This is a genomic window from Akkermansia massiliensis, assembly GCF_018847375.1.
In the GTDB taxonomy this organism is placed as follows: Bacteria; Verrucomicrobiota; Verrucomicrobiia; order Verrucomicrobiales; family Akkermansiaceae; genus Akkermansia; species Akkermansia massiliensis.
On record NZ_CP072036.1, the window covers coordinates 2,690,272 to 2,716,902 of the forward strand.

Sequence of the window (26,631 nt, forward strand, 5' to 3'; positions counted from 1 at the left end):
TCAGCGGCCAATACAGGGTAGTTCTTCCGGACGTCCATGAACCTTCGCTCCCATTCCATTTCTTCCCTGCAAGGGGTACTGACCGTACCCGGAGACAAAAGCATTTCCCACCGCGCCGCCATCCTGGGCGGCCTGGCGAAGGGAGTGACGGAAGTGGATAATTTCCTGTGCAGTGAAGACTGCCTGAATACCCTGCGCGCCATGGAGCAGTTGGGGGCCAAGGTGGAAGTGCTGGAAGAACGGGAGGGATATGGCCCCGTCCGCTTCCGCATAACGGGCGTCGCCATGAAGCCCGCGGCTCCGGAACGGCCCATCGACTGCGGCAATTCCGGCACGGGCATGAGGCTGCTGGCCGGCATGCTGGCTGCCTGCCCCTTTGATTCGGAAATGTTCGGGGACGCCTCCCTGAGTTCCCGCCCCATGGGCCGCATCATGCAGCCTCTGGAACAGATGGGCGCGCGGATTGAAGCCCGCGGCGCCAAGCCGGGCTGCGCTCCGCTGTTTATCCACGGCGGCCGGGTGCGCCCCATTTCCTACACGCTTCCCATGGCGAGCGCCCAGGTGAAGAGCGCCATCCTGCTGGCCGCCATGTTTGCCGACGGCGCCACCACCGTGCATCAGCCCGCCGTCACCCGCGACCACACGGAGCGCCTGTTCCGCCATTTCAGCGTGCCCTGCACGGTAGACGGCCTCACCGTCAGTACCCAGGGTCCGGCGCTCCCAGCCGCCCATGACCTGACGGTTCCCGCAGACATCTCTTCTGCCGCCTTCTGGATGGTGGCCGCCGCCAGCCGTCCCGGCTCCCGCCTGACGCTACGCCAGGTGGGCCTGAACAACACGCGGAACGCCGTCATCAGCGCACTGAAACGGATGGGGGTGCGGATGGACATTGTGACCACTTCTCCGGAGGATGCGGGCGAACCGTACGGGGATATTACCGTGTACGGTTCGGATTCCCTGCACGGCACCAGCCTGCTTCCGGAAGAAATCCCCAACCTGATTGATGAAATCCCCATCCTGGCCGTGGCCGGAGCCCTGGGCCAGGGAGACTTCATCGTCCGCAACGCCCGCGAACTGCGCGTCAAGGAAACGGACCGCATCGCCACCACGGCAGCCAATCTCCGGCTCATGGGGGTGGACGTGGAGGAATTTGACGACGGCATGGTCGTTCACGGAGGCGCTCCCCTGAAAGGCGCGGAATTGCCCAGCTACGGAGACCACCGCATCGCCATGAGCTTCCTGGTGGCCGGATTCAGCGCACAGGGAGATACCGTGCTGGCGGATGCGGAATGCATCAATACCTCCTATCCCGGCTTTGAACGGGATCTGGCGCAGTTCCTGTAAACAATCCTGAAAAAGCGCCGGAGGCTTTTATTCCTTTTCCACTTCCCTGGCACGGCACAAGTCGCGCCAGCCGGGGAAGTTCCATTTGTTGGGGAAGTCCCGGCACTGGCGCGGTTTGACGGGATTGATCCGGCAGCCGCCTTCCGCCAGCATCATGCAGGCGCCGTCCTCCGCATCCCGGATGGACAATCCGCGCCGGTTGGCTCTCAGGCGGCAGCATTCGTCAATGAAGGCCTGTTCGTCCATGTGGAGGAAACGGGAGATTTCCCGGACTTCATCCTCCTCAATGCACACGTCTCCGGCCCAGCGGCAGCATGCGCCGCACCTGGTGCATTCATACTGCACCGCCTTTCCTCTTTCCGCCATGCGCCTTTAAGTGAAAATTCCCCTGATGACGCCTATGTTCATGTGGGCGTCCCTCCACCGCGGGTTGTTGACGGCGGTTTCAAAGTCCTGCGGCAGTTTTCCGATGGTGCCGGGAGCCTGCGCCAGCCCGGTCAGAATCTGCCTGATTCTGGAGCGGGCGATGAGGGTGGGCTGGTTGGTCCATTGGAAAACCTCACTGTCAATGATGTAGCCTTCATCAATCTTGGTAATGTATTCGGGAAAGCGCAGATGGGGATTTTGTTCCACATAAACGCATCGGCCGATGGAACGCTTGGAGCGGAAAGGATGGAAGAAGCGCCGGATGCTCTTGATCCAGTCCGGTGCTTCCGACAGGCCTTCCGCATGCACCCACATGGTGGCCAGCTGCTCCACGGGATAAAAGTAGGAATACGTATAGGCGGCCTTGTAGCGCGTGCAGCCGCGCCAGGCATGACGCAGGCGCACCATGTCCGCCTGGCCGGAAATCAGCAGCTCCACCGCTCGTTTCAACTGGTTTTCCAGAGTTTCCCCGCGCAGGTGCTCCCAGATCATGCAGTCATCCTCAGCCAGCAGCACGTAATCCGTATCCAGCGCGTTGACCGCCGTATGGAGCGCCCCTATGAAGCCGCCCTCCGCCGGAGAAGACTCCGCGGAAAGTCCGTAAGAAAGCGCCGTTTCACATACTTTGCCAGCGCTTTCCGGAAAAACGACGCAGGCCTCGTCAAAATAATTCAGCAGCCCGGACCTCTCATAGGACGCCAGCGTCATGGCCAGCGTATACGGGGCATTATCACACAACAGGGCCAGGCCGATTTTTTTATCTTGAAAGAGAATTCCCATCACGTAGAACGTTTTTGCAGTCTAAGACAATAGGAAGCCCGTTTCCAAGCAAAATAATTTTAAACAAATGTACTTTTATCCCGCCGCTTTTCAAGCAAAGGGAAAAAACAACCCACCCCGTTTCAACATCATGAAAGCATACGTTATTTTAAAAAACTCGCTGCTGGCAGCCGCCCTCGGATGCGCCCTGTCCAGTTGCTATGATCCTTATTATGACAGTTTCAGCGTATCAGGCTCCTACAGCAGCGGCGGCTCCGGCATGTCCTACATGTATGACAACTCCGGCTATCCCATTTACGGATATTACGGAGGCAGGCCCATCTATGCCTATGACACGTTCGGCAGCCCCATTTATTCCATCAGCCTGATCCGCCCGAATTACTACATCCCCACGTGGGGACCGGCCCCCTATTACCGCGGGCACTACATCCGCCCACATTACTGCCGCCCCATGGCGCGTCCGCCGATGAAGCCCCAGTACAGGCCGGATCATTTCCGTCCGGACCACCGCCCGGGCAACAACAGGCCGGTTCCGCAGCCCGGCAGGCCCAACCACCGCCCGGACTTCGGAAAACCCGGCAATTCCCACCGTCCTCCCGTAAGTAATCCGGGCGGCAGCCATAACCGTCCGGGAATAGGCCAGCCCGGCGGCAGCCACGGCAGGCCGGACTTCGGAAAGCCGGGACAGCCCTCCCGCCCGTCCGTCAACAATCCCCACCGCCCCGGCTCCGGCAATTCCGGGAGCACGCATCGTCCGGGCATCAGCCGTCCGGAGGGGAACCGGCCCTCCACGCTCTCCTCCAGGCCATCCGCCTCCCGTCCGGGTCATTCGGGCATGAACCGTCCCAGCAGCCCTCCATCCGTTTCCAGACCTTCTTCCCCGCCGCCGTCCGCCAGCGCGCCCAGCAGGCCGTCTTCGCCTCCTGCGGCTGCGCCGTCCCGTCCGTCTCCCTCACCACGGCCTTCCGGCCCCGGAGGCTCCCATGGACCGCAGAGGAGATAATCCACCCCTGAAACGTTCTCACCATGGGGCTGTTTCGAGCAAGGCTGGCAAACCGGAGGAAGACAAGCCCCGGATCATGTTATGAACCGGGCCTCCGGCCAGCAGGGGAGCCGAAAGCGGACAAGGAAAAAGGGTACTTTAAACAATATGCGTCCGCCTTCCCGGGGGTTTTTAAACATTCCAGGACATCCCGTACCGCAGGGAGAAGGCGGCCAGCGAACAAAGGAGAAAAGGACAGGCCCTTCCCTGTGAATAAGGGATGGAACGAAAAGACGTTCTATTGTTTTTTCCAGCGTTTCAGCGTGGGAAAAAACAGGGTCATTTGGGCAATGGCTTCCTCTTTCGTGTAGGAGGAACCATTCTCCTTGTTGAATTCCTCCACAAACCGGGCGCAATGTTCAATCATCTGCTCCATGGTGCATTCTGACGTAAATGCGCCGTCCTGAAAGCAATAACGGCAATATTCCTCACTGGAGGTTCCGTCATGGTTGGTGCCGCAGTCTTCCCTGCTTCCCAGAGGCATGCCGCAGCTTTGGCAGAATGGAGTATTCATAAAAGGAAATGGTTCTTGAAAAATAAAGAGGGTGAGGAAAGGATTAAAACCTGAATGACGGCTGATTTAAAGAATTTTGTTTTTCCGGAACAGGCCCTCCTGTGCCCTCATGCCCTGGAAAGGGGAATCCTGAGGGCAAAGCGGCATCCGTGGGAACTTTCTTCCAGGCACAAGTCTCCGCCCATGCTTCTCGCCAGTTCCCGGGATAAAGCCAGCCCCAGCCCCACGCCCGGCTGTTTTCCGGCAGCCTCCTCCGCAGATCTGGAAAAGGGACGGAACAGCTTCCCTTTCAGGGAATCGGAAATGCCTTTCCCTTCATCCTCCACACGGATGACCAGAAAACGCTTTTCCCGTGCCAGTTCCACCTTCAGGACGCTGCCGTCAAAACATGCGTATTTGGCGGCGTTGTCCGCCAGATTGTACACGATCTGCTCCACGGCGGTCATGTCCGCAGTCACGGCCTCCGCTTGCAGCTCCGGAGCCACGTAAAGCTGGGAGTCCATGCCCGCGGCGGCCAGCCGGGGGGAGATGCGGGCAATGACGGCGGAGGCGAGGTCCGTCACCGGAATTTTTTCCGGCTGGAGGGAGACCGAATTTTTCTCCACCCGCGCGTAGCTCAATACGTTGTCCACCAGGTGCGTCAGCCTGCCCGCCTCATTTTTCAGAATATCCACATAGGCCATTTCCCTGCCCTTGGGAACCAGTCCGGAAGAAAGCATTTCCGTGTACATGTTGAACGTAGTCAGAGGCGTCCTTAGTTCATGCGTCACGGCGGAAACGAATACGGCGCGGCGTTCGCTCAGGCGGATGAGGCCGATCATGAAGCCAATGACCCCGCACAGGGCCAGAAGCCCGCAAAACCACGCCATCGCCATGGAATTCCAGACCGTCCGCAGGGAATTGGCGGGCATGGAGGGAAGATTGCCCGGATTCAGCATGGCGGGAATTCCGGCCAGGGTCAGATAGCTTTCCTCCCGCCCGTCGGCGGGAGACAGGGTGGCCTCCGGCAAAATATCGGCTACGGACTCCAGCAGGTAGGCGGATAACTTGCCCCAGTCCAGCCAGATTCCCTGCACCCATACCTGGCCGTGGTCCGAGATGCGGCGCGTCAGGAAACATTCCTTCCCCTGCTGCCATCTGGGCTGGAGGGAGGAAATGGAGAACTCCCTGTAACTTTCCGGAGTTTTGGCGAACCCGTCACGGCGGGTGACGGACATTTCCGCCAGGCTTTCCTTTACCGGAACCGGATTCGCCTTTTGTTCATGAACATCAAACTGGACCATCTTCCCGTCCAGAGTCAATGCCGCGGCACCCATATCCAGGAGAGCCGCAATATCGCCGGCCCCGCTTTCCAATTTTTTCCCGGTCCTTTTCAAGGAACCAGCCACATCCAGGCAATCCCCTTCCGGACTTTCCATGCCATTCACCTCCCCTGAAACGACCAGCCGTCCCGAATCCGCAATCTCCTTCTTTGCCCGCCGGGGAGGCTCCATGGCTTTCTTTTTCACCTTGACGCTGACATTGTACTCCTGCTGGCTGTTGGAAAGGTTTTTACGCATGTTGTAGTCTTCCATTCCCTGCTGGAAAGCCTTCCTGCTTTCCACTGCCAGCTCCTGCTGCAAGCCGTTCTTCTGCTGCTCCCTTCCATCCATGATGGCGACGGAAGTCACCTGTACCGCTTCTTCCGCAGGGGGGGCGGTCTCCGGCTGCACGGCATTCCCCGCGGAGATGGAGGCAGGCCTCGGCAAATTCTTCATGGCATCCACCACACGGCTGCCCCAGCCGGATCTTCCCAGTTGCAGGACATATTCCAGCCGTTCCCTGTCCTTCTGGGGAGAGGAAACGTTTCCCCGCGGGTCTATCTGGAAATACAGCTTGGCAAAGCCGGACAAATCCGGCATCGCACCTTCCTCCTTGCGGACTTCCGCCAGCGCGTTCCCCTGGAAATATTCTCCGGGAGAACGGTTGTTCTCCCCTGCGATCATGGAGGCCAGCAGGGAATCCATGCGCCACAGGGCCAGGCGGCTCTGCTCCACCAGGCGGATCTGGTGCGTTTCCGCCAGCCTGCGCTTCTCCGCATCCAGCATGGAATGGCTGAGCCATCCCATCACCCCCAGCAGAATCAGCAGGCAGGACCACAACAGCAAATGGAAGGAAAAACGGCTGCTCATGCTCCGTCCTCCCAAACATATCCCCGCCCTCTCAGGGTGCGGATGACGGCGGAGTTCCTTTTCCCCATTTTTTCCCGCAGGCGGGCGATCGTGGTGTCAATGCTCCGCGTTTCCACCAGCCGGGGGTCCATCTTCCAGACCCTCGCCAGGATTTCCTCACGGGTGATGATTCTTCCGGCATTGGCCGCCAGATGGCGCGCCAGGTCAAATTCCTTGGTGGTCAGCACCACCCGCTCCTCCCCCAGAACCAGGGCGCGGGCGGCAAAATCCAGATGCCCCTCCGGCAGCATGACGCGGTTGACGGCGCTGGGCCTTTCCGGGGACCGCCTCAGCACGGCCTCTATCCTGGCCAGCACTTCCAGCAGGCTGAAGGGCTTCACCACATAATCGTCCGCCCCCAGCTTCAGCCCCTTCACCTTGTCCGCCTCCGCGCCCTTGGCGGTGAGCATCAGCACCGGAACGGTGGAGCGGTCTTCCCTGATGCGTTTCAGCAGTTCAAAACCGTTCGCTCCGGGCAGGACTACATCCAGCAGGGCCAGGTCATACTCCTCTGCATGAATCATCTCCATGGCTTCATAACCGTCCCTGGCGGACAAAACGTCATAGCCGGACACCGCCAGGGCGTCCGCCAGGCCGTTTCTAATGGCATGATCGTCTTCTACGACCAGAATGCGGTAGCGGTGCATGCGCGGAATAATCTATCAAATAGGAACGTTGCGGTAAAACAGGTTTTTTCAGAAGAAAAATTCTGCGGGGCCGCCGGCACTCCCGGACAGCCCCGCAGGAGCACTCATTTCTTCACTCTATCATTCATAGGGGAATCTTTTCCTTCCGTTTCGTTCTCTTCAACAAAGGAAAACTGCTTTTTGGAGGCCTGCTGCCGGACAGCCTGGATAATGGCGTCCTCCAGGGTGTTCGGTTTGGCGTCCCTGGAAGCGCTCTGCTGCTTCCATTTGGCCAGCCATTCATTGCGCCGGGCGTCCAGCTCCTTTACCTTCTTCTGCAGGGCTCCGCGCTCCTCCGCCTTCTTTTTCACGATGGCTTCCACTTCCTCCGCGGTTTTACCTTCCAGTTCCTTGGGGAGCTGCCCGGCAGTCCCCAAATCTCCCAGCGCCTGGACTCCGTTCCGGTCATAAAAATCCACCAGGTCCCATGAAGTATTGGAGTACGCCGCCTTGTTCGCCTTGGCGCTGGCCCGCCCTACGGCAGCCGCAGGCGACAGTTTCAGCGCCAGCGTATCCTGGCGTTCCTGCTTGCTCAGCCTTTCAGCCTGAACTTCCGGTGAACCGTAAGCCAGGTAAGTCGCATTCAGGGAGGAACTCAACTTGGCAAGTTCTCCGTCAAAGGGCGTTTCCGGGTCCGGGGGAGCCGCGTTGTGGTCAATGTTGAGAAAGCTGCCGTCCCCCTTTTTGGCTCCGTCCTTCCACAGGCGCGTATCCGAGTCTCCGGCATTGCCGCAATGAATGGTATTGACGGTAATGCCCCTCTCCAGCCCGCGCGCAATCGCTTCCGCATACGGCACGCTGCCCTGGTTGAAGGGTTCATTGCCGGCGATGAAGACCAGCTTCAGCGCATGGGGATCATCCGTATTCCATTTTAACTCCTTCACGGCCCGGTCAATGACGGCTCCGCAGCATTCCGTGCCGCCGTAGGTTTTCAGCTTGAACAATTCCTCGGAGACCTTGTCCAGGTCATCCGTGAACGGAAGCACCTGGCGTATCCAGGCGTCCCTGGAGGACAGCCCGTCGTTTCCATACTCATACAGGGCAAGCCGGATATCGGGCAATTTGCCGTTCTGGCGGGCCAGCGTCATGTCATTGACAATCTTCCACAAATAAGTGCGCGCCTGGTCGATGAGGCCGTTCATGCTGCTGGAGGTATCCAGCAACAGGGCAATCTGAACGACGGCGCGGTCATCTTTTTCCGCGGCGCCCTGGACGGGAGCCGCAGGAGTTCCGGAGGAAGCCTCCTCCTGCTCCGGCGTTACGCTGATCTCCGCCTCTCCGGGAGCCGTTCCGTTCGCAACAGTGACGGAATAGGCGGCGTCTTTCACCCCTTTGGCATTCCCCGTCACGACAGCCCGGGTAACGACCACATCCCCTTTTGCAGGAACGGCCGCCCCTCCGGAAGAAGTTTTTTCCAGACCGGGAGCCACGCTTATGGTCAGCTTTTCGGAGCCGCTCCCTTCCGTTTTGATGGAATAGGCCGCTTCTCTGACCGGTTCAACCGCGCTTGGCTTGATACGGAAAATACCTTCCTTCCCGGAACCGCCGGGAAGGCTTGCCGCCTTCCTGGTGATGAACACCCCTTCCTGCGGCGGAACGGCTGAAATTCCGGAAGAAGCTCCTTCCGCACGCGGCGTCACACGGATTTCCATTTCCCCCGGAGCAGTTCCTTTCACCATAGTGACGGAATAGGCGGCATTCCGCGCTCCCATGGCTTTCTCCGGACCGGCGTTCACGGCCTTCGTCAGGACAACCCCGTTTCCGGTGGTGGTCACGGTCACGGCTGATGCGGATTTTTCCGCGTCCACGCTTTTCACCGTAACCAAGACGGTTCCGGTTTTAGCGTCCTGTTTTTCCCCCTCCAGTCCCGGGGTGACGGAGTATCTGGCCTTTCCTTCCGGAACAGGCTTGCCGTCCGTTGGAACGGGAGTGGGTTCGGCCTGGGCGCAGAATGATCCTGCGCCCAGCAACCCTAATGCAGTACATGCGATGATACGGTTCATGATTGTTGATTACTAGTTGTTTGTTTATGGAAAACTGTTTTGCATCAGTACGGTTTCTCCATCCAGGAGAATCATGACGGAGCCATCCAGAGCCAACAGCCCCTGGCGGTTGGACTGAATGAGCCTGTTCGCCACGTCGGCATATTCCGGCGTGCCCACCTGGACCGTCTTCACGGCGCGGCCCGCGTCCGGCATGGCAAGAACCGTGCTTTCCATCCAGACTCCGTTTCTGTTGAAATATCCGTTCTGGGCAATCTGGGCCGTATTGTCAAAGGCCACGGCACGGCCCTCCCGGTCCATCTGGATGTTGTACTTGTTGAGGGTCAGTTCCCGCTTCTTGGCTACGGCATTTTCCTGCAGGGCAATGGCGCCCAGCCCTTCGCGCAATTCCTCCATCACCTTCCCCTCCAGGTTCCCCCTGCTCCCCATGGAGGCATGATCCCGCCGCCATGGGCCGGAACTGCCTTCATCGGCAAAAAAGGAGGCTGCCGAGCTCATGATCCCGAAGTCCCGTGAAAGCCGCATGATTTCCTCCACCAATTCCGCCGTTTTGGAATTGGACCTCAGCGCTTCCGTGCCGGGGGAGCTGCCGCCCATATCCATCAGAGCGGTTTCCAGACTGCCTATCTTGCGCGCGGCCCACAGCCGGGCTACAAAATCATCCTTCATGCTGGCGATGCGCTGCGGATCCACGGTAATGGCAAAAGCCTGCTCCCTGTTATCCCGGTCCAGGCAGGTACCCTTAATCAGGAAAGGTTCCGTACCTATGTACCTCCCGGCCAGAACGGCGGGATTGCCGGAATAAATGTCCGGAAGAACCCCGGAGGGTATGGCGTCCTGCACCCTTCCCGGCTGTTCCCTGCCGTCCGGGGAGCAGACGGTATAGCGCACCTTCCGGAAGACGGGGCCGTATAACTGCCGGAATACCTGCGAGAGCTTGACCTCCAGATTCTCCCCGGAAAGGATGTAGCACGGTAGCCCCCCGGAAATCTCCGCCATGCGCCTCAGCAGGGGGGGCGTTGACGTCCTCCCCCACCCCGATGGTGAAAATGCGCCTTTCCGCCCTGTTTCCTTCCCCCGCCAGGGCCGCAATGGATTTTTCCGAAGTGCGGCCGATCGTGGGAAGGCCGTCCGTCAGGAAAAGCACCACGGGGAGCATCCCCTCGTGGGAAGGCTGGCTCAAGGCGGCGGCCAGCGCCTCGTGCATGTTGGTGCCCCCACGCGCCACGACGGCATCCAGCCATGCATGGGCCGCTTTTTCCGACGCGCCATTTTTTTCCACCGGGGCCGCTTCAAATAAATTGACGCCTTCATTATAAGTGATGATATTGAACCGTTCTCCGGGATTCAGGCCGGAAACGATCTGCTTGGCCGCCTCCTTCACGCTGGCGAGCTTGTTCCCGCGCATGCTCCCGGACCTGTCCAGCACCAGCGTGACTTCCCGGAGAATGGAGTGTTCACCGGGGCGGACATCCTTGCCCACCATCGCCAGAAAATAGCCGTTTTTCCCGCCGGAGGCGTCAGGAGAGGCGTAAACGCTGGCTTCCGGCCCGGAAGAAGCTTCTCCTTTCTTCCCGCGCGCCTCCAGCCATGACAGGCGGAAAGGGCCCGGGTTCATCCTTTCCTCCGCCAGGGTCAGAACCACGGTTCCATTCTCCAGCTGATGGCGCTCCATCTGATGGGAGGGAGTGAAGATGTTGCCCGGACCGTCCTTTCCGGAAGCGAGCTCCACCCTCACCGTCCACGGAGCATCCCCGGAAAGAGCTTCCGTTCTGGGGAGCACGTAATCCAGACGCCCCTCCACAGGGGTCAGCAGTTGTTCGTAAACAATCCCCAGCTTTACGGAAGACCTGGGCGGAACCGGAAACACGCTGGACCGGATGGCCCCGAACCCCGCAAATTCCAGCAGGGCCGGATCCTTTCTGCGCGCCACAATGCGGTCATACAGGCGCCGCGCCTCGTCCGCTGGCATCAGGGAGGCCTTCCACTCCGCTTTTCCGTCCCCATAATAAAAACCTTTCACCACCACGCCCTCCGGAACGGGCAGCAGCAGCTCAGCCTCCGCGGGGGAAGAACCGTTATTCCGCACATCCAGCTCCAGGGTGGTCACGGCGGAGCGTCCGTTCACCAGGATGCGGGCATTCACCTTTTCCATCGTGACCGGCTGCCGGACCGTCCGGTCCGCCGGAAGAATCACGCGCCTCTGCGGCAGAATGATATTCCGGGCACCCAGCTCGTCGCGGATTTCCTGGGAATGCGCCAGTCCGGCTATTCCCGCCCATACGGCTATCAGGCACCACGTGATGTTCATGTCCCCATGATGCCTGAAAAATCAATCCCGTGTGTTACAATCAGGTTACATTTTCAAAGAACCTTTCCCTGCCGCGGAAAATAATAAAAAAGGCCGCCTAGTCGGCCTCCGGCATTCAACTGCCGGAGAACGTTTTTTAATGCATCAGCCCCATGGACAGGAGCACCAGGGTCACGATGCCTATGGCGATGCGGTACCAGCCGAATACGGCAAAACTGTGCTTTTGCAGGTAGGAAACCATCCACTTTACGGCCAGCCATGCGGACAGCCAGCTCACCACCGTTCCCACGGCCAGGGCTTCCCACCCGAAGGATTCCAGCATCAGCGCCCCGTCCTTGTACGCATCATGGACGGTGGCCGCGCCCAGGGTAATCAGCCCCAGCAGGAAGCTGAATTCCACGGCCGCCTCCACGCTCAGCCCCACGAACATGCCGCCCAGCATGGTCATCAGGCTCCGGCTGGTGCCGGGAATCATGGCGACGCACTGGAGAGCGCCCACCGTCAGCGCCCTGGCCGGGGTCAGGCTCTCAATGGAGGCTCCGGAGTTCCCTTCATTGGAACGGCCTTCCCTGGCGCGCCAGGCGCAGTACGCCAGAATCACGCCGCCGCCCACAATCCAGGAATAAGCCACCGTGTAGGTGTTGAACAGGTATTCCTTGATCAGGGAGGCGCAACACAGACCCACCACGGCGGCGGGGAGGAAGGCCAGAATGAGGTTGACCAGCAGTTTCAGCCCGGCGGGATTATTGCCGCGCACGCCCTGCGCCATGGCCTTCACCCGCGGAAAATACAGGCTCAGCACCGCCAGGATGGCCCCGCCCTGGATGCAGACGGCCAGGGCGTCCAGAGCCTCCTTGCTCTGGGACATGTTCAGCAGGGATTCCGTCAGGAGCAGGTGCCCCGTGGAGCTGACCGGCAGGTACTCGGTCAGGCCTTCCACAATGCCCAGGATGATGATTTCCAGGAGATTCATGATAATGGCGCGGGTTGGATGTATTTACTGGTTGTAGGGAGAATTGTTGTTGTCAAAGTCTTCTTCAAACCGGGCGACTTCCTCCCGGGCGCGGGCGGCCTCCTTGCGCTCATGCATCCAGGCCAGGATAATGCATATTTCATACAGCGCATACATGGGAACGGCCATCAGCATCATGGTGGCTACGTCCGGCGTGGGGGTGATGACCGCGGCCAGGATGGCGATCGCCACAATGGCGTAGCGGCGCGTGGCCTTCATCATGTCGTAGGTCAGCACGCCCAGCTTGACGAAAGGCATCACCACCACGGGCAGTTCAAACGCCAGGCCGAACATCAGGATCATCTGCGTGGCGAAGGACAGGTAGTAGCCGATGCGCCATTCATTGGAAATGCCGAATTCCAGGGAATACGTGTAGAAGAACGTCAGCACCCTGGGAAGCACGATGAAGTAGCAGAACAGCGTGCCCGCCAGGAACAGCCCGAAGCCGATCGCCATGCACTTGTACAGCAGCCTGCGTTCATGCTCCAGCAGTCCGGGAATAATGAATTGCAGCAGGAAGTACAGCAGCAGCGGGAAGGAGATCACCACCCCGGCATACAGGGAAAGCTTGATGGTCAGCATGAACGCCTCCCCCGGCTGGAACGCGCTCATCATCTTGAGGGCGCCCCGCCCGGTGCCGTCCGTCAGAATGGCTTCCTTGGCATCCAGGGCCTCCGCCAGCTCCCGCACGGAGGAGGTGGGGCTGCCGTCCCTGATAAAAATCTTCTTCCTGTCCTCCGGCAGGGGCTGCGCGCCGCGGAGCACCAGGGCGGCCTCCGTCAAATCCCCCTGGGACGGGGAAACCTGCCGCAGAAGCAATTTCTTCTGGGAGTCGTCCAGGCTCGTCATGGCCGTAGCCATTTCCTTGGCCTTCCCCCATGCCTCCAGGCCTATTCCCGCGGGCAGGTGGGATTCCTCAAACATGTCCCACACCTGGTTGACGGGACGCCTCAGGATGTCCATCAGATTGGACGCAAACCCGGCGCACAGAATCGTGCTGACGGTCAGGCACAGCGCCATCCTCAGCAGCATGGTCCGCAGGTCATCCAGATGCTCCAGAAAGGGCTTTTCCTCATCATCCCTCTGAATCTGCCACTTCTCCCGCAGACGGAATATGTGCTTTAAAAAGAACACGGCGTTAAATGAAGCCTAAAAGCCCCTTCCAGGCAAGCCGCAAGGCCGACAACGCGCTAAAAAAAGCCCGTTGCCCCTCCCCGCCGCCGCCGCCCCGTTTTTTGGCATGCACCCCCTGTATCTGCTTGACGCGGGCAGGCTGGCCCTTACTCTCTTACCCATCATGAGTCACGTCAGAACAAGATTCGCACCTTCCCCCACGGGCTACCTCCACATCGGCGGCGCCCGCACCGCCCTGTTCAACTGGCTGTTCGCCCGCAAGATGGGGGGCACCTTCATTCTCCGCATTGAGGATACGGACAACGCCCGCAACACGGAGGAAGCCACCCGCGCAATCTTCACCGGCATGGAATGGCTGGGCCTGGACTGGGATGAAGGCCCCATGAAGGGCGGCGACTGCGGCCCCTACTTCCAGAGCCAGCGCAACGATATTTACGACGCCTATTTCAAGAAGCTCCAGGATGCCGGACGCGTGTACGAGGACGACGGCGCATGGCGCTTCCGCTTTGACCGCTCCAAGCCCGTCACCTTCCATGACCTGATCTGCGGAGACATCACCATTGACTACCGGGACGCTTCCAACACGCCGGACATGGCCATCCGCCGGGCGGACGGCTCCTACATCTTCCACTTCGTCAACGTGGTGGACGACATTGAAATGAAGATGACCCACGTCATCCGCGGGGAAGACCACATCATGAACACGCCCAAGCACATCCAGCTGTTTGAGGCCTTCGGCGTCACTCCCCCGGTCTTCGCCCACATGCCGCTGATCCTGAACCAGGACGGCTCCAAGATGTCCAAGCGCGACGTAGGCGCGGCCCTGGGCGCGTATCCGGAAGAAGGCTTCCTGCCGGAAGGCGTGATGAACTTCCTGGCCCTGCTGGGCTGGTCCCCCAAGGACGACACGGAAATCTTCTCCCCGCAGGAGCTCATTGAACGCTTCTCCCTGGAAGCCGTCAACCATTCCGCCGCCAAATTTGACATCACCAAGTGCCGCTGGGTCAACCAGCAGCATATCATTGCGCTGGCTCCGGAGGAATTCACGGCCAGGGCGCGCCCCTTCTGCCTGAATGCCGGACTGCCGGACTCCCCGATTCTGGACGCCGCCATCGCCACCGTGCAGACGAAGGTGCAGACGCTGGCGGAGGTGCCGGACAAAATCCGTTTCTTCTTTGACCTGGGCATGGACCCGGAAGCCGTTGCCAAGGTCCAGCCGGAAGCCCTGGAACTGCTTTCCAAACTGGCGGACAGGCTGGAGCGGGAGCCAGAATGGGACGGCCATGAACTCATCGGCGTGCTGAAAGCCTTTGCCAAGGAAAACGGCGTGAAAATGGGAGCCGTCATGTTCCCCGCCCGCGTGGCCCTCACCGGACTGAGCGGCGGCCCGGACCTCTCCTCCGTCTTCTCCCTGCTGGGCCGGGAGGAATCCGTGAAAAGGATCCGTTCCTTCTCCCTGAACTGATTCCCGCAGGAACACAGTCTTCCTTTCAAACGCTCCGGATATTCTCCGGAGCGTTTCCCGTTTCCGTCAGGACAATCCCAGAAATGCGGAGGGATTGGCCGTCATCAGCTCCTGCCTTTCCTGCTCCGTAAACGTATTCCGGAAGTTCTCCATGTACTCCTTCATCCCGTCCAGAAAAAGAAGGTTCAGATAAAAATCGCTCCCGAACAGGAATTTGCGGCGCACCTGTTCCGGGGCCTTGATAAAGTACTCCCGCATCTCCCTGAGCTTCGCCGTCTCCGTGATGCAGGACAAATCCGTATGAAGGCCGGGGAACTTCTCCATCATGCCGTAAATCAGTTCTGTCCACTCCGTGCCCTCGTCCTGGCAGCCGAAGTGGGCCAGGTTCAGCCGGAGGCGCGGAAAAGCCTCCATCACCTTCTCCCACAGCCGGGGATGGTTCAGGAGTTCCGCCTTCTCCTTCACCCGGAGCTTGTCCGTCAGGCGGTAGTGCCTGAATTCCAGAACGCCGTCATGCGGAACAACCTCTCCATTCCGGTAAACGTGGCCGTGCACCGTGATGGAAGGGGAAAAACTGGCAAAACCGCCGCCGGAGCAATGGGCCGTCAGCGGAACCCCGTGCCGTTCACAATACTCGTACAGGGCCATCAGCGCCGGGTCCGTAGGGGAATAGCCGTTGGGGCAGTACAGCTTGAAGCCGTAAAAACCGCCCTTCCCTCCCAATTCCGGAAGCAGCCTGTCCGTCAGGGGGGAAATGTCAATCGTCCCGTCCGGACCATGCAGCCAGTTGCCGGGGCGGCGGGGGTCCACCACGTAAAACGGAAGCACGCGGCCGGGATGCGCCGCCGCCAGTTTGAGCAGTTCTTCTTCCTGCATCCGGAACGCATCCCGTTTCCCCAGGGGAAGCCGTTCCGTCTTTTTGGACAGGCGGCGGAGCGCCTGCTTCATCTCCCCGATTTCCCTCCTGTCCCCCCTCCCGGTCTGTTCCGCCAGCTCATCAAGCTCCTTCCGGAGCACGGCCCATTCCTTCCGCGCCTCCCTTTTTACATTCCTCTTGCAGGCCTTCCGCCGCCGGAGCCCGTCAGCCCCACCGGCGCCCTTCATGCAGTAATCCAGGTCAAACATCAGCGGCACGACGGTATTGCAGCCGCCCTCCGCCAGCAGCTTGCCGTAAATATTCTCCGTATCCATCAAGCCCGTCTTGAAAAAACGGATGATCCTCTTCAACTCGCTGATGCCTCCCGCCGTTTCCAGACGCGCCCGCGTTCCCCGTGGACGCATGCGGGAAAGGATGAAATCCACCAGGAGCCTCCAGGAAAGGACCTCGTGGTTGAACAAATGGCAGTGGGCGTCTATGGTTAAAATTTCCGGCTCCTTCATACAATTCATGAAATTATTTATATATTACCCAATATTCCGTTAAAAAATCAATCATGAAATCAATAAGGGCCACCCGCCGGGCAGGGAATGCCGGTTTCTGAAAAAAGTGGCCGGATGATGCGCCGGAAAGCGCGCGCCTTCCCACCGCAAAGCCGTCTCAGGCAGCGGGGGAATATAACCTTGACCGTGATGCCCCCAGCCCCTAGAACTGGAACCGTTCATGAGCATCCCTGATTACCGGACGTTTTTCCGCTGCTGCGCCGCCTTCCTCCTGGCAGGTGTGCTGGCCGCGGGCCATGCTGCGGCACAGCAGGAGGGCGCGCCTGCCGCCGTTCCGGAACAGGTGCAGGAACCAGCCCCCGAGCAGCCCCAGGCGGAGCCTGACCACTCGGAAATGGACACCGTCATCATGGCCCTGTGCCATGAAATCACCATCCTGAAAAAGAATGAGGAAAAAAGGATGGCCATCCGGGAGGCGCTGGTGAAGGAGGCGGACGCCACCTACAATTACTTTGACACCAGGGTGTATGAAATGTCCGCCGTGCTTTACGCCCTGGACGATCAGAAAATCTTCACGCTGGCCTTTTACTGCAAGGCCGCCACCAGCCTGGTCAAGACGTATTACGCCCAAAGGCCGGACTTCCAGGGACAGGAGGAACGGCTGGACAAGGAAATAGGGCGCATCAAAAAACTGGCGGAATCCCTGGAGGAAGTCAACACGGACAACCTGTCGGAACCCTCCCTGGTGCAGAGGGACGAGGCCCTGTACACCTGCCGCACCCTGGAAGAATCCCTGCTCAAGGAAAAGGAGCAGATCAGCTACCTCAAGGAGCTCTTCAACAGCCTGGGCGGCAAGATAGACGCCCTGAACAATGAAAGCGGCAAGCTGTTCACCTCCCTCTTCAACCGGGTATTCTACACGCCGTCCAACGCGGCCCGGTACATCTTCCTCAAGCCGCTCAAGACGTATGAAATTTGCATGGGGGCCTGGGAAACGTCCGCAGACAGCAAGCTCCAGCTCCCGTCGGACCCGGAAACGCTCAAGCACTACGGGCTCATCCTGCTGGGCATCGTCCTGTGCTCCTACTGCCTTTCCCGCCTCATCGTCTTCCTGGGCTTCAAGAAAACGCTGGAAAAGGCGGGCCACTACAACAAGCGCCACGCCTTCACCAACGTCACCACTATCCTCATCGTGGCGCTCGTCCTCGTCATCGCCTCCATGCGCACGCCGGACTACCTGCTGAAAAGCGCGGCCTCCCTGGGCGCGGAATTCCTCCTGCTGGTCAGCGCCATCCTGTTCTCCCTGGTGACGCGCCTCCCCTACGGCACCATTAACTCCGGCATCCGCATCTACATGCCCTATCTGCTCCTGGGCGGCTTCTTCATGCTGCTGCGCATGTTCATGGCACCCAACATCATCGTGGACATTTCCATGCCCGTCCTGTTCACGCTGGTTTCCCTCTTCTCCCTGCTGACCTGGGTGCGGCAGCGGCACAAGCTTCCCCGTCTGGACCGCTTCTTCGCCACCGTCTCCCTGGTGCTCACCATCCTGGGCAGCGGCCTGTGCTGGGCCGGGTTCAGCTTCATGGCCTTCCTGGTGCTGATGACGTGGATCATGCTGATGACCAGCATCCTGCTCCTGGTGGGGCTGTGGAACCTGCTCCACCACTATGAAAACCGCCGGAAGGAACGGAACAAGCAGGCGATCCTGTGGTTCCGCCCCTTCGTCTCCAAGCTGGTGCTCCCCTGCCTGACCATCTTCCTCATCCTGTTCAGCATCATCTGGCCCGCCGCCACCTTCGACATGGGGGACCTCATCATCAACAAAATCTTCGCCACCACGGAAATCAAGGACCTGCTCACCTTCAGCTGGAGCCACGTCATCACGGTCATCCTGATTGCCATTGTGCTCAACTACCTGATCTTCATCGGTAAAAACACCCTGCATGAAGTCTATGGGGAAGACTATGAAGTGGGCATCATCCCCACCTTCGTGACGCTTTCCTCCCTGTTCCTGTGGGGGCTCTTCGTCTTCACGGCTCTCATCATCATGAACGCCAACTACAACGGGCTGCTGATGGTCATGGGCGGCTTGAGCATGGGCATCGGCTTCGCCCTGAAAGACACCATTGAAAACATCATCAGCGGCCTGTCCCTGATGCTGGGGCGCCTGCGGCAGGGGGACATGATCGAATGCGACGGCTACCGGGGCCGCGTCTCCTCCCTGGGCTACCGCTCCACCATGATTGAAACGCTGGACGGCTCCATCATCGCCTTCCAGAACTCCCAGCTCTTCAACAAGAACTTCCGCAACATGACCCGCAACCACAAGTTCGAATGCTCCAAGGTGGAAGTGGGCATCTCCTACGGAACGGACGTGGAGCGGGCGCGCCAAATCGTTCTGGAAACGCTGTCCTCCCTGCCCTTCCTTTCCAAGGTGAAAAAAACCAGCGTGGTGCTGGACAGCTTCGGGGACAGCTCCGTCAATCTGGGCGTATGGGTCTGGGTTCCCGTCATGACGAAGGCCTCCAGCCTTTCCTCCGTGCGGGAACACATCTATAATGCGTTCAACGAGCACGGCATCTCCATCCCCTTCCCCCAGCAGGACCTGTACGTGAAAGAATTCCCCGGCAGGGAACCCGTTCAGGAAAAAGACGCCGCCGCGCAGGAAAACTGAATTTCCACTACAACACAACATCAACCATCCATGTCCGAACCTCTGACTCTACTCGGCTCACAAAGCTCCTTCTTCACCAGCCCTGACGACGCCAAGCTGGAATCCTTCCCCAACCGCGGCACGCGTCCCTACACCATCACGCTGGACACCCATGAATTCTCCTCCCTCTGCCCCGTCACCGGGCAGCCGGACTCCTGCCATCTGACGATCACCTACGTTCCGGATGAAAAGTGCGTGGAAACCAAATCCCTCAAATACTACCTGGCCTCCTACCGCAACTACCCGGCCTTCAACGAACAGATCGTCAACCGCATCACGGATGACCTGGCAGCCGCCATCTCCCCGCGGTGGCTGAAAGTAGAAGGCCGTTTCTCCCCCCGCGGCGGCATCCAGCTGACCGCCATGGCGGAGCACAACCCGGAAAACCGCCCCCTCTGACGCGCGCCATGGATAAGACGGAAACCGCCGTACTGCTCAGCGGGGGGCTGGACTCCAGCGTAGCCCTGCACTGGGCGCACCGGAACCACCGCGTGCGGGTGGCCCTCAGCTTTGACTACGCCTCCAACCACGCGGAACGGGAGCTGGAATGCGCCGCCTGGCAGGCCGCCAGCCTGGGCATAGAGCACCGCGTGATTGACATCTCCCCCATCTCCACCCATTTGAAATCCGCCCTCCTCTCCGGCGCGGACGACATCCCGGACGGCTCCTATGACGAGGAGCTGATGAAGCAGACCGTCGTCCCCTTCCGCAACGGCATCTTCCTGTCCATCGCGGCCGGGGTGGCGGAAAGCTGCGGAGCGCAGCAGCTTGTCATTGCCGCCCATTCCGGGGACCACAGCATTTACCCGGACTGCCGGGAGGAATTCATGGCCGCCATGACGGAGGCCGTCCGCCTGGGGACCTATGCCGGGCTGGGCATCCTGCGTCCCTTCATCCGCACGTCCAAGGGCGGCATCGCCGCCATGGGCCATGAACTGGGCGTGGACTTCTCCCGCACCTACTCCTGCTACAAGGGCGGTCCCGTCCACTGCGGCGCCTGCTCCACCTGCGTGGAGCGCCGGGAAGCCTTCAGGGAAGCCGGAATCCCGGACCCGACGGTTTATGCGCCTGCGGCGCAGCGACCAAATACCGGGGATTAAATATTAAGGGAAAATTCCCGGCCTCCGGCCAGTGGAATACGCCTATTCACTAATCACTTCGGGAAAATTCCCGGAAAGGGCCTTCCGCACTCTTGCCGCCACTTCCTCCTTCCCGGCGTCCGCGTCCACGCGGAGCATCCAGGGTTCATGGATGGAGGCGAACACGTTGCGGCAGGCCGTCAGGCCCGCTTCCGTCTCAAAGGCATCGCGTTCTCCGCGGCTCCCGATGCGTTCCAGAGCCACGGAAACGGGAATATCCAGCCAGACCACGGCGTCCGGCACCGGGGCAAACTCTTCATTGGCGGCGCGGATGACGGAAGTATCCACCCCACGCGCGCCCTGGTAAGCCATCATGGAAAGGTAATAGCGGTCCAGCAACACCCACGCGCCGCGCGCCAGCGCAGGGGCGATCAGCGTCTCCACATGCTCCCGCCTGTCTTTCAGGAATAATTCTACCTCATCCTCTACGGAAAGGCGCCCCGTCACGGCGGAATCCCGCAACATCCGGCCCCACGGCCCGCGCGTGGGCTCAAAGCTCTGCACCACTTCCAGCCCCTTCCCCTCCAGATACTTCCGCAACTGGCCGATGTGGGTGGACTTGCCCGTGCCGTCTATGCCTTCAAAGACGATCAGGCGGCCTTTTCTCTCTCCGGTAAAACTCATGACTCAAACGTATAACGCTGGCCCGGAACGGGAGCGATGATGGTGGAACCCGGCATTCTGGCGGACAGCGTATCGTGCATCCACTCCACGGCATCCGGATCACCGTGCACCAGAACCACCTGCCTGGGATTCAGCTTCACGGCATAATTGACCAGGGCGTCACGGGTGGCGTGCCCGGAAAAGTCAAAACAATCCACCGTGCAATTGCGGCGCACGGGCTGCCCGTTGGGCCGCATCTTCACCAGATCCCCCTCCTGCGCGGCCCGCAGCCGGCCCGCGGGGGAATCCGGGTCCGCATACCCTACAAAAAGAATGGCGTTTTTCTCATGCGGAAGAACCTGCTCCGCCATCACGTTGGAGAGCGTGTTCTCCGTCATCATGCCGCTGGAAACCACGTAAATATTCCCGGGGGAACACACCAGCGGGGCTTTTCCCTTGCGCGGCAGGGGCACGGTCTTTATTTCCTCCTTCAGCTTGAACTCATGGTCGTGCCTGCGGGTCAGCCCGGCAAAACGGTCATAAAGCAGGGAAACTTTCGCGCTCAACCCGCCGAAGTACACGGGCGTATTGGCGGGAATCACCCCCTGCTGCTTGAAACGGTGGATATTGAACAGCATCTCCTGGCTCTTGCCGATGGCGAATACCGGAATCAGCACGGCGCCGCCGCGTTCCAGCGTCTCCGCAATCGCCTTCCCGAACCGCACCATCTCCTCCGGGCGGGAATAATGGGCGCTGCGCTGGAAGCCGCCGCGCGTGCACTCCATAATCAGCGTATCCACGCCGGATTCCGGGAAATCCGCTCCGGGAATCATGCTCTGGTCCTCAAACTGCACGTCCCCCGTATAAAACACCGTATGGCCGCTCTCGCCTTCCAGCATCACGCCCGCGGACCCCAGAATGTGGCCGGCATCGTAAAACGTGGCCAGCACGTTCTGGCGGAAGCCCACGCGGAACACCTCGTTGCAGGACTTGGCATGCCAGGCGTCGCTCAGCCTGTCCAGATCGTTATGGGTGAAAAAGGGATACTCCACAATGCCCAGGTCCAGCCTCTTGGCGCTCATCACATTCACGGAATTGTGCAGCATCACTTCAGACAGGGCGGCTGCGGCGGGCGTCATGAATACTTCCGCCGCAGGCTGCTTCTCCTGAAGCACGGGCAGCGTTCCCAGGTGGTCCAGGTGGGAATGGCTTAAAAAAACGGCTTCCACGGAATTGGGCTCCATGGAATCAAAATCCGGCATGGCCGCCATCCCCTCCCTCTTGGGGTGCATCCCGCTGTCAAGCACGATCCGGGTGCCGTCCATTTCAAGCAAATAGCAATTGGCTCCAATCTCCTCGGCCCCGCTGATATTCGTAAAACTGATCATTATATGCCGCAGGAGAGTACCCCCTGCCCCCCGCCGTGTCAATGCCGCCTTCATGTTCGCCCAGGCTGGGAGAAAATGACCGCAGGCAAGCGGGAAAGGCAGCCTCTTCCACTCTCCATGAACCCTGCGCTCAGCTTCCTGACATCGCCGCCCGGGCTTGGGAAACGGCAAGGAAAAATTTCCCCCTCTCCTTTCATGCTGCGCTCTTTCCCTTACAGCATCATTTCATAATCAATGTAATCCCCGAAAAACCCGGTACGGCTTTCATTCCTCCTTTTCCCGCAAATCTTAAAACCTGCGCCTTCATACATTCGCCGGGCGGGAACCGAGCGGGCATTCGTGGTGACGATGATTCTTTTCGCTCCCCTTTTCACGATTCTTTGAAGCGCCTCCCGGAGCTGCATCCTGCCATACCCATGGCCCTTGCAGGAGGAGATAATGCAGTTGTGCCCTATCTCCACGTATTCGGGCATCTTCCTCGGGTCCCACGACGCCAGCCCGACGGCTTTGCCATTCAAGACAGTTATAAAACCGTATTGGTCAGCAATCTGCGGGTTATCAAAGAAAAAATGATCAAACTCCTTCCAGTCGGAAGCGCAGCAATCCTCCCACCTCTCGTCAAAGGAATAGGCGTCCGACAGTAATTCAAACAATGTTCCCCGCTTAAAGCCGCTTACTTTCCTGAATTCAATGTTTCCATGGTTCATGAACAAAATAATTAAGGATTAAGGCAACTGGGAACCCCCGCCGGAAGATTTTCATTTTTATCCTGCAACAGGCGCAATTTGCCGCTCCACGGCTTGCTCCGGAGAATGCGAACCCTTTCACAATAGGCGTCCGACTCCTTCTGCGATTGCTTCAGGACGTCCGGATTACGTTGGACATAAGCCATTCTTGCATCGAAGGGAACGCTTCCCTCCAGCAATATCCAGAAAGTATAATCTATAATTTCATAAGCCCAGCTCTTTTCCAGCGCCAGCGCCTGTTTTTCATCCGTCATCCGTTCAAGGATGCCGATGGTCATTTTTATGGATTTAATAATTTGATGCTGGTAGCTTTGTAAAACTGATTCCTGCAAAAGGGAAAGAGCCTGGGGGGTGTTTTCCTTCACCAGAGAGGGAGAAGCTCCCGCATCACGCCACCGCCGGGGTTCTTCTTCCGCTCCGGAGGGGATCAGGAGCGGAATAATCCCGCAGCAGGGCGTGCCTCCTGCAGAAGAAGTGAACCCCGCAGGCTTCTTTTCCAAAGCCACGGTCATCGGTTCCGGCAATTCATGACTGTTGAGGGAAATAATATCGATTTCCCACCTGCTCCGCTTGTGCATGACTCCTGTAAAATAAACGGGAGCCAAATGGGGTGATTCATCATTGATCCAGACGGAAGAATCAACCTGCTCCCTGCCGCTATCAGGGGGAGAACTTTCGGCTTCACCTAGCACTGCACCGAACAACATGCACAGAGAAAACAAAAACCACTTGTTCATCAGACGATTCCAGCACATCGCAAAAGGGAGTGCAACAAGATTCGGAGAAACGGAAGCAATTCCCCATGGAGCCATTTCCCTGCCGCGTTCTCTTGTCGGCACGCCATACCGTTTCTTCCTTCCGGCATCTATTTGGTGCCTGATTCTCTTTCCCCTCTGCCGGTTTGAATGTCATGAAGGGATATTCTGGAAAGAAGGTTCTCCCATATAACGTATTTGCCGTAAACGTTCCACTCTCTTTTAAACGGCAGGACACATACTCCCAGCGGCATCCGGGAATTGCTCTGGACGCAGCCGGAAGCGCATGAGATAATTTCAGAAAAGCTCCCTGATGAAAGAAAAGCCACCCATCAAAGACGATTACAGGCGTTCCCTGCTCTATGTTGCTTCCCAGACAAATAGCCGGGAGGCCATGATTGTGGCGCTCGTTATCATAGGCGGTATCATCTTCTCCTGCCTGCATTCATGCCTTTTCTCCCCGTAACGGAGCGTTCCTTTTCCATTTCCCGCAACTTCACCCTTGCAGCCCCATGAAAAACAAGCTTCCCATTCCACCCAACGGGTCCAGGCAGCAATTCCTGACCAGGGCCATCAATTATTTCCGCAGCCGGGAAGGAGAACCGCGCCTTTTCACCAAACGCAAGCTTGTTCTCCTGGTGCTGACGGCTCTTTATGCCTTTTCCCCCATTGACCTGATTCCGGATTTCATTCCCGGAGTAGGCCAGATAGACGACCTGACCGTCATCGCCTTCACATTCCTGGCCCTGTTCATGCCTCCCCTCAAGAAGGACGGTTCCCATGAAGACCCGGAACCCTGAGTTCCCGTCCCGTACAACGTTTCATGAGTGATACCCCCCCATCCTCCTTCCTGCATTCCCCTGCTGTCGTCGTTCTGGTTAAAGGCGCCGTCCTGATCGGGGCCCTGGCCATGCTGTTCTGGGGCGTGCGGTCCTGCATCACCGCCCCGGTGGAAAAACCGATGGAGGTGGCGGAAAAGTTGATTGAAGCAGGCAGGGAGGTAGGCCTCACCCTGATCAACAAAGGGTTTTCCTCCGACCACGGCGGCGTGGCCCTGATCGTGCAGAAGGACGAGAAGGTAGCCAACCTGGTGACCGTGGAACGGACGTTCGAGTATGAATACCGGTATTCCACCACGTGGTGGTGGAGTAAAAAGACGCTGATCCTGAAAGCGGCCTACCGCGCCCACGGAGGCATTGACCTGGAGGGACCCGAGCCGCTCCGGGTTATCATTCCCGCAGGGAACAAAGGCCCCATTACCGCGGAGGGGCTTCACGGAAAGCTGGTTTCCTGCGAGATGGTGGAGGGCTCCCTCAGAATCGTGAGGGATGACGCCGGCATCTGGAACAGGCTGACTTCCGAAGACGCCGCCATTGCCGTCAACCAGTTGAACGAAAGCGCCCGGAAGCACATCATGGAGAACGGCTTGATACGCCAGGCGGAAGAAAATTTCCTGCGCCGCCTCCGGGAAGAAGCCGGACAGCCGGAAGAACCGCCCGGAAAGGACCGCTGGTTCTGATACTGCCCGTACGAGAGGCCCGGGGCCATCAAGAGCTCCATGATGCGCACTTCCCCATTCCGTTCTTTTATCTTGCCAAAACGGGCTGGCTCCTATAAAGGAACGCACGTCATGGCAAATTTAACATTCACCCCTCCCACGGACGGCGCAGCCGTCACCATGCAGAACGGCAGGCTTTGCGTTCCGGACAGGCCCATCATTCCCTTCATCATCGGTGACGGAACCGGGCCTGAAATCTGGGCGGCGGCTTCCCGGGTGATTGACGCGGCCGTGAAGAAAGCTTACCAGGGCAAGCGTTCCATTGCCTGGTATGAAGTTTTTGCCGGGCAGAAGTCCTTTGACAACCTGGGTACCTGGCTCCCGAATGAGACGGTGGAAGCCTTCCGGACCTACCTGGTCGGCATCAAGGGCCCCCTCACCACCCCCGTGGGCGGCGGCATCCGCAGCCTGAACGTTACGCTGCGTCAGGATCTGGACCTGTTCGTCTGCCTGCGTCCCGTGCGCTATTTCAACGGCATTGAAACTCCCGTGAAGGCTCCGGAAAAGGTGGACATGGTCGTTTTCCGCGAGAATACGGAAGACATTTACGCCGGCATCGAATTCAAGGAGGGATCCGAGGACGCCAAACTGTTTTTCGACACCATGAGCCGCATCTTCCCGGACCGCATGAAGAAGGTGCGCTTCCCGGAGAGCTCTGGATTCGGCATCAAGCCCGTTTCCCGTGAAGGCACGGAGCGCCTGGTGCGCGCCGCCATTGATTACGCCGTGGAGAACGGCCGCAAGAGCGTCACGCTGGTTCACAAGGGCAATATCATGAAGTTCACGGAAGGCGGCTTCCGCGACTGGGGGTACGACGTCGCGAGCCGGGAATACGGTGCCCAGCCCATCGGAGACGGCCCCTGGCTGGAACTTCCCAATGGAATCGTGATCAAGGATTGCATTGCGGACGCCTTCCTTCAGGAAATCCTGCTTCATCCGGAGAATTTCGACGTGGTTGCCACGCTGAACCTGAACGGGGACTATATTTCCGACGCCCTGGCGGCGCAGGTAGGCGGCATCGGCATCGCGCCCGGCGGCAACATCAATTACCTGACGGGCCATTCCATTTTTGAAGCCACGCACGGCACCGGGCCCAAACTGGCCGGACTGGACAAGGCCAACCCCAGCTCCGTCATCCTGTCCGCGGAAATGATGCTGCGCTACATGGGCTGGACGGAAGCGGCAGACCTGCTGATTCAGGCCATTGACCAAGTGATTTCCGCAAAAACGGTCACGTTCGACCTCGCGGAAATGATTCCCGGTTCCACGGAGCTTTCCTGCTCCGCCTACGGCGACAAGCTGGTGGAAGCCCTGAGCTGACCTTTTCCCCGGCCACTTTCATCCGGCTGCCTTCCCGGTACACGGTGCGGAGGGCAGCCCTTTTTTTGCAGAGGAACCGATATCCGGGCCATCTCCATC

24 protein-coding genes are annotated in these 26,631 nt (G+C 59.2%); 9 read left to right on the forward strand and 15 right to left on the reverse strand.

The features are described 5' to 3' along the window. Positions 1 to 36: 36 nt before the first annotated feature. Positions 37 to 1,344: a 3-phosphoshikimate 1-carboxyvinyltransferase gene (aroA, locus tag J5W70_RS11230; protein WP_022398310.1), complete on the forward strand. Its 1,308-nt coding sequence runs from the start codon at positions 37 to 39 to the stop codon at positions 1,342 to 1,344. A 27-nt stretch (positions 1,345 to 1,371) separates the two neighbouring features. On the opposite strand, the gene J5W70_RS11235 is transcribed toward aroA, so the two are convergent. Both J5W70_RS11235 and J5W70_RS11240 read right to left on the reverse strand, forming a co-directional pair. Continuing rightward, positions 1,372 to 1,710 carry a YkgJ family cysteine cluster protein gene (locus J5W70_RS11235; RefSeq protein ID WP_022398311.1) on the reverse strand — a complete coding sequence of 113 codons (339 nt, stop codon included), beginning with the start codon at positions 1,708 to 1,710 and terminating at the stop codon, positions 1,372 to 1,374. A 6-nt stretch (positions 1,711 to 1,716) separates the two neighbouring features. Further along, positions 1,717 to 2,553 carry a hypothetical protein gene (locus tag J5W70_RS11240; RefSeq protein ID WP_146017785.1) on the reverse strand — a complete coding sequence of 279 codons (837 nt, stop codon included), beginning with the start codon at positions 2,551 to 2,553 and terminating at the stop codon, positions 1,717 to 1,719. A gap of 127 nt (positions 2,554 to 2,680) precedes the next feature. Here J5W70_RS11240 and J5W70_RS11245 point away from each other — a divergent pair, with 127 nt between their 5' ends. Then, the gene (locus J5W70_RS11245) at positions 2,681 to 3,553 is read left to right on the forward strand and encodes a hypothetical protein (RefSeq protein ID WP_022398313.1); all 873 of its coding nucleotides are present in this window, start codon (positions 2,681 to 2,683) and stop codon (positions 3,551 to 3,553) included. A gap of 277 nt (positions 3,554 to 3,830) precedes the next feature. Here the strand turns inward: J5W70_RS11245 and J5W70_RS11250 are convergent, their stop codons facing one another. The 8 genes from J5W70_RS11250 to tatC form a co-directional block, all read right to left on the reverse strand. Beyond that, positions 3,831 to 4,106: a zinc ribbon domain-containing protein gene (locus J5W70_RS11250; RefSeq protein WP_102722048.1), complete on the reverse strand. Its 276-nt coding sequence runs from the start codon at positions 4,104 to 4,106 to the stop codon at positions 3,831 to 3,833. A 107-nt stretch (positions 4,107 to 4,213) separates the two neighbouring features. Continuing rightward, positions 4,214 to 6,277, reverse strand: a complete 2,064-nt coding sequence (locus J5W70_RS11255; protein WP_102730424.1) for a sensor histidine kinase — start codon at positions 6,275 to 6,277, stop codon at positions 4,214 to 4,216. After that, entirely contained in the window at positions 6,274 to 6,963 is a 690-nt protein-coding gene (locus J5W70_RS11260; RefSeq protein WP_022398317.1) for a response regulator transcription factor, read from the reverse strand. The genes J5W70_RS11255 and J5W70_RS11260 overlap by 4 nt, the downstream gene beginning before the upstream one ends. Positions 6,964 to 7,067: 104 nt before the next feature. Further along, on the reverse strand, positions 7,068 to 9,005 hold the full coding sequence (locus J5W70_RS11265; RefSeq protein WP_022398318.1) for a vWA domain-containing protein: 1,938 nt from the start codon (positions 9,003 to 9,005) through the stop codon (positions 7,068 to 7,070). 24 nt (positions 9,006 to 9,029) lie between these two features. After that, the gene (locus tag J5W70_RS11270) at positions 9,030 to 9,848 is read right to left on the reverse strand and encodes a hypothetical protein (RefSeq protein ID WP_215841954.1); all 819 of its coding nucleotides are present in this window, start codon (positions 9,846 to 9,848) and stop codon (positions 9,030 to 9,032) included. Next, a complete protein-coding gene (locus J5W70_RS11275; protein WP_215841917.1) occupies positions 9,748 to 11,316 on the reverse strand; it encodes a VIT domain-containing protein in 1,569 nt (522 codons plus the stop codon). Before J5W70_RS11275 ends, J5W70_RS11270 begins: the two co-directional genes overlap by 101 nt. A gap of 136 nt (positions 11,317 to 11,452) precedes the next feature. Further along, complete coding sequence (locus J5W70_RS11280) at positions 11,453 to 12,289, reverse strand: undecaprenyl-diphosphate phosphatase (RefSeq protein WP_022398320.1); 837 nt, start codon at positions 12,287 to 12,289, stop codon at positions 11,453 to 11,455. A 24-nt stretch (positions 12,290 to 12,313) separates the two neighbouring features. Then, positions 12,314 to 13,462: a twin-arginine translocase subunit TatC gene (tatC, locus tag J5W70_RS11285; protein WP_022398321.1), complete on the reverse strand. Its 1,149-nt coding sequence runs from the start codon at positions 13,460 to 13,462 to the stop codon at positions 12,314 to 12,316. Positions 13,463 to 13,625: 163 nt separating this feature from the next. Between tatC and gltX the strand changes: the two genes are divergently transcribed. After that, positions 13,626 to 14,927, forward strand: a complete 1,302-nt coding sequence (gene gltX, locus J5W70_RS11290; protein ID WP_102726407.1) for a glutamate--tRNA ligase — start codon at positions 13,626 to 13,628, stop codon at positions 14,925 to 14,927. 66 nt (positions 14,928 to 14,993) lie between these two features. Here the strand turns inward: gltX and J5W70_RS11295 are convergent, their stop codons facing one another. Continuing rightward, positions 14,994 to 16,316 carry an amidohydrolase family protein gene (locus J5W70_RS11295; RefSeq protein WP_102730966.1) on the reverse strand — a complete coding sequence of 441 codons (1,323 nt, stop codon included), beginning with the start codon at positions 16,314 to 16,316 and terminating at the stop codon, positions 14,994 to 14,996. Between the two features lie 211 nt (positions 16,317 to 16,527). Here J5W70_RS11295 and J5W70_RS11300 point away from each other — a divergent pair, with 211 nt between their 5' ends. The 3 genes from J5W70_RS11300 to queC are packed head-to-tail and all read left to right on the forward strand — an operon-like array spanning position 16,528 to position 20,123. Continuing rightward, positions 16,528 to 18,984 (forward strand): mechanosensitive ion channel family protein, encoded by a 2,457-nt coding sequence (locus tag J5W70_RS11300; RefSeq protein ID WP_022398324.1) that lies wholly within the window; start codon positions 16,528 to 16,530, stop codon positions 18,982 to 18,984. A 30-nt stretch (positions 18,985 to 19,014) separates the two neighbouring features. Then, entirely contained in the window at positions 19,015 to 19,422 is a 408-nt protein-coding gene (queF, locus tag J5W70_RS11305) for a preQ(1) synthase (protein ID WP_022398325.1), read from the forward strand. Between the two features lie 8 nt (positions 19,423 to 19,430). Continuing rightward, positions 19,431 to 20,123, forward strand: coding sequence for a 7-cyano-7-deazaguanine synthase QueC (queC, locus tag J5W70_RS11310; protein WP_022398326.1), 693 nt, complete (start codon positions 19,431 to 19,433; stop codon positions 20,121 to 20,123). Positions 20,124 to 20,165: 42 nt separating this feature from the next. Here the strand turns inward: queC and tmk are convergent, their stop codons facing one another. The 4 genes from tmk to J5W70_RS11330 all read right to left on the reverse strand — a co-directional run bounded on the left by tmk (position 20,166) and on the right by J5W70_RS11330 (position 23,264). Further along, positions 20,166 to 20,786 carry a dTMP kinase gene (tmk, locus tag J5W70_RS11315; protein ID WP_022398327.1) on the reverse strand — a complete coding sequence of 207 codons (621 nt, stop codon included), beginning with the start codon at positions 20,784 to 20,786 and terminating at the stop codon, positions 20,166 to 20,168. Continuing rightward, a complete protein-coding gene (locus J5W70_RS11320) occupies positions 20,783 to 22,153 on the reverse strand; it encodes an MBL fold metallo-hydrolase (RefSeq protein WP_180971021.1) in 1,371 nt (456 codons plus the stop codon). The genes tmk and J5W70_RS11320 overlap by 4 nt, the downstream gene beginning before the upstream one ends. 212 nt (positions 22,154 to 22,365) lie before the next feature. Beyond that, positions 22,366 to 22,860 carry a GNAT family N-acetyltransferase gene (locus tag J5W70_RS11325; protein WP_022398329.1) on the reverse strand — a complete coding sequence of 165 codons (495 nt, stop codon included), beginning with the start codon at positions 22,858 to 22,860 and terminating at the stop codon, positions 22,366 to 22,368. Between the two features lie 11 nt (positions 22,861 to 22,871). Further along, positions 22,872 to 23,264: a hypothetical protein gene (locus tag J5W70_RS11330; RefSeq protein WP_215837067.1), complete on the reverse strand. Its 393-nt coding sequence runs from the start codon at positions 23,262 to 23,264 to the stop codon at positions 22,872 to 22,874. 902 nt (positions 23,265 to 24,166) lie between these two features. Here J5W70_RS11330 and J5W70_RS11335 point away from each other — a divergent pair. The 3 genes from J5W70_RS11335 to icd all read left to right on the forward strand — a co-directional run bounded on the left by J5W70_RS11335 (position 24,167) and on the right by icd (position 26,532). Next, the gene (locus J5W70_RS11335) at positions 24,167 to 24,454 is read left to right on the forward strand and encodes a YkvA family protein (protein ID WP_022398332.1); all 288 of its coding nucleotides are present in this window, start codon (positions 24,167 to 24,169) and stop codon (positions 24,452 to 24,454) included. 23 nt (positions 24,455 to 24,477) lie between these two features. Next, the gene (locus J5W70_RS11340; RefSeq protein WP_022398333.1) at positions 24,478 to 25,173 is read left to right on the forward strand and encodes a DUF4230 domain-containing protein; all 696 of its coding nucleotides are present in this window, start codon (positions 24,478 to 24,480) and stop codon (positions 25,171 to 25,173) included. Positions 25,174 to 25,284: 111 nt separating this feature from the next. Then, positions 25,285 to 26,532, forward strand: a complete 1,248-nt coding sequence (gene icd / locus J5W70_RS11345; RefSeq protein ID WP_022398334.1) for an NADP-dependent isocitrate dehydrogenase — start codon at positions 25,285 to 25,287, stop codon at positions 26,530 to 26,532. Positions 26,533 to 26,631 lie beyond the last annotated feature (99 nt).

Coding starts and splice junctions, on each gene's coding strand:
- aroA (WP_022398310.1), top strand. CDS start 37: ATGAACCTTCGCTCCCATTCCATTTCTTCCCTGCAAGGGGTACTGACC.
- J5W70_RS11235 (WP_022398311.1), bottom strand. CDS start 1,710: ATGGCGGAAAGAGGAAAGGCGGTGCAGTATGAATGCACCAGGTGCGGC.
- J5W70_RS11245 (WP_022398313.1), top strand. CDS start 2,681: ATGAAAGCATACGTTATTTTAAAAAACTCGCTGCTGGCAGCCGCCCTC.
- J5W70_RS11250 (WP_102722048.1), bottom strand. CDS start 4,106: ATGAATACTCCATTCTGCCAAAGCTGCGGCATGCCTCTGGGAAGCAGG.
- J5W70_RS11255 (WP_102730424.1), bottom strand. CDS start 6,277: ATGAGCAGCCGTTTTTCCTTCCATTTGCTGTTGTGGTCCTGCCTGCTG.
- J5W70_RS11260 (WP_022398317.1), bottom strand. CDS start 6,963: ATGCACCGCTACCGCATTCTGGTCGTAGAAGACGATCATGCCATTAGA.
- J5W70_RS11265 (WP_022398318.1), bottom strand. CDS start 9,005: ATGAACCGTATCATCGCATGTACTGCATTAGGGTTGCTGGGCGCAGGA.
- J5W70_RS11275 (WP_215841917.1), bottom strand. CDS start 11,316: ATGAACATCACGTGGTGCCTGATAGCCGTATGGGCGGGAATAGCCGGA.
- J5W70_RS11280 (WP_022398320.1), bottom strand. CDS start 12,289: ATGAATCTCCTGGAAATCATCATCCTGGGCATTGTGGAAGGCCTGACC.
- gltX (WP_102726407.1), top strand. CDS start 13,626: ATGAGTCACGTCAGAACAAGATTCGCACCTTCCCCCACGGGCTACCTC.
- J5W70_RS11295 (WP_102730966.1), bottom strand. CDS start 16,316: ATGAATTGTATGAAGGAGCCGGAAATTTTAACCATAGACGCCCACTGC.
- J5W70_RS11300 (WP_022398324.1), top strand. CDS start 16,528: ATGAGCATCCCTGATTACCGGACGTTTTTCCGCTGCTGCGCCGCCTTC.
- queF (WP_022398325.1), top strand. CDS start 19,015: ATGTCCGAACCTCTGACTCTACTCGGCTCACAAAGCTCCTTCTTCACC.
- queC (WP_022398326.1), top strand. CDS start 19,431: ATGGATAAGACGGAAACCGCCGTACTGCTCAGCGGGGGGCTGGACTCC.
- tmk (WP_022398327.1), bottom strand. CDS start 20,786: ATGAGTTTTACCGGAGAGAGAAAAGGCCGCCTGATCGTCTTTGAAGGC.
- J5W70_RS11320 (WP_180971021.1), bottom strand. CDS start 22,153: ATGATCAGTTTTACGAATATCAGCGGGGCCGAGGAGATTGGAGCCAAT.
- J5W70_RS11325 (WP_022398329.1), bottom strand. CDS start 22,860: ATGAACCATGGAAACATTGAATTCAGGAAAGTAAGCGGCTTTAAGCGG.
- J5W70_RS11335 (WP_022398332.1), top strand. CDS start 24,167: ATGAAAAACAAGCTTCCCATTCCACCCAACGGGTCCAGGCAGCAATTC.
- J5W70_RS11340 (WP_022398333.1), top strand. CDS start 24,478: ATGAGTGATACCCCCCCATCCTCCTTCCTGCATTCCCCTGCTGTCGTC.
- icd (WP_022398334.1), top strand. CDS start 25,285: ATGGCAAATTTAACATTCACCCCTCCCACGGACGGCGCAGCCGTCACC.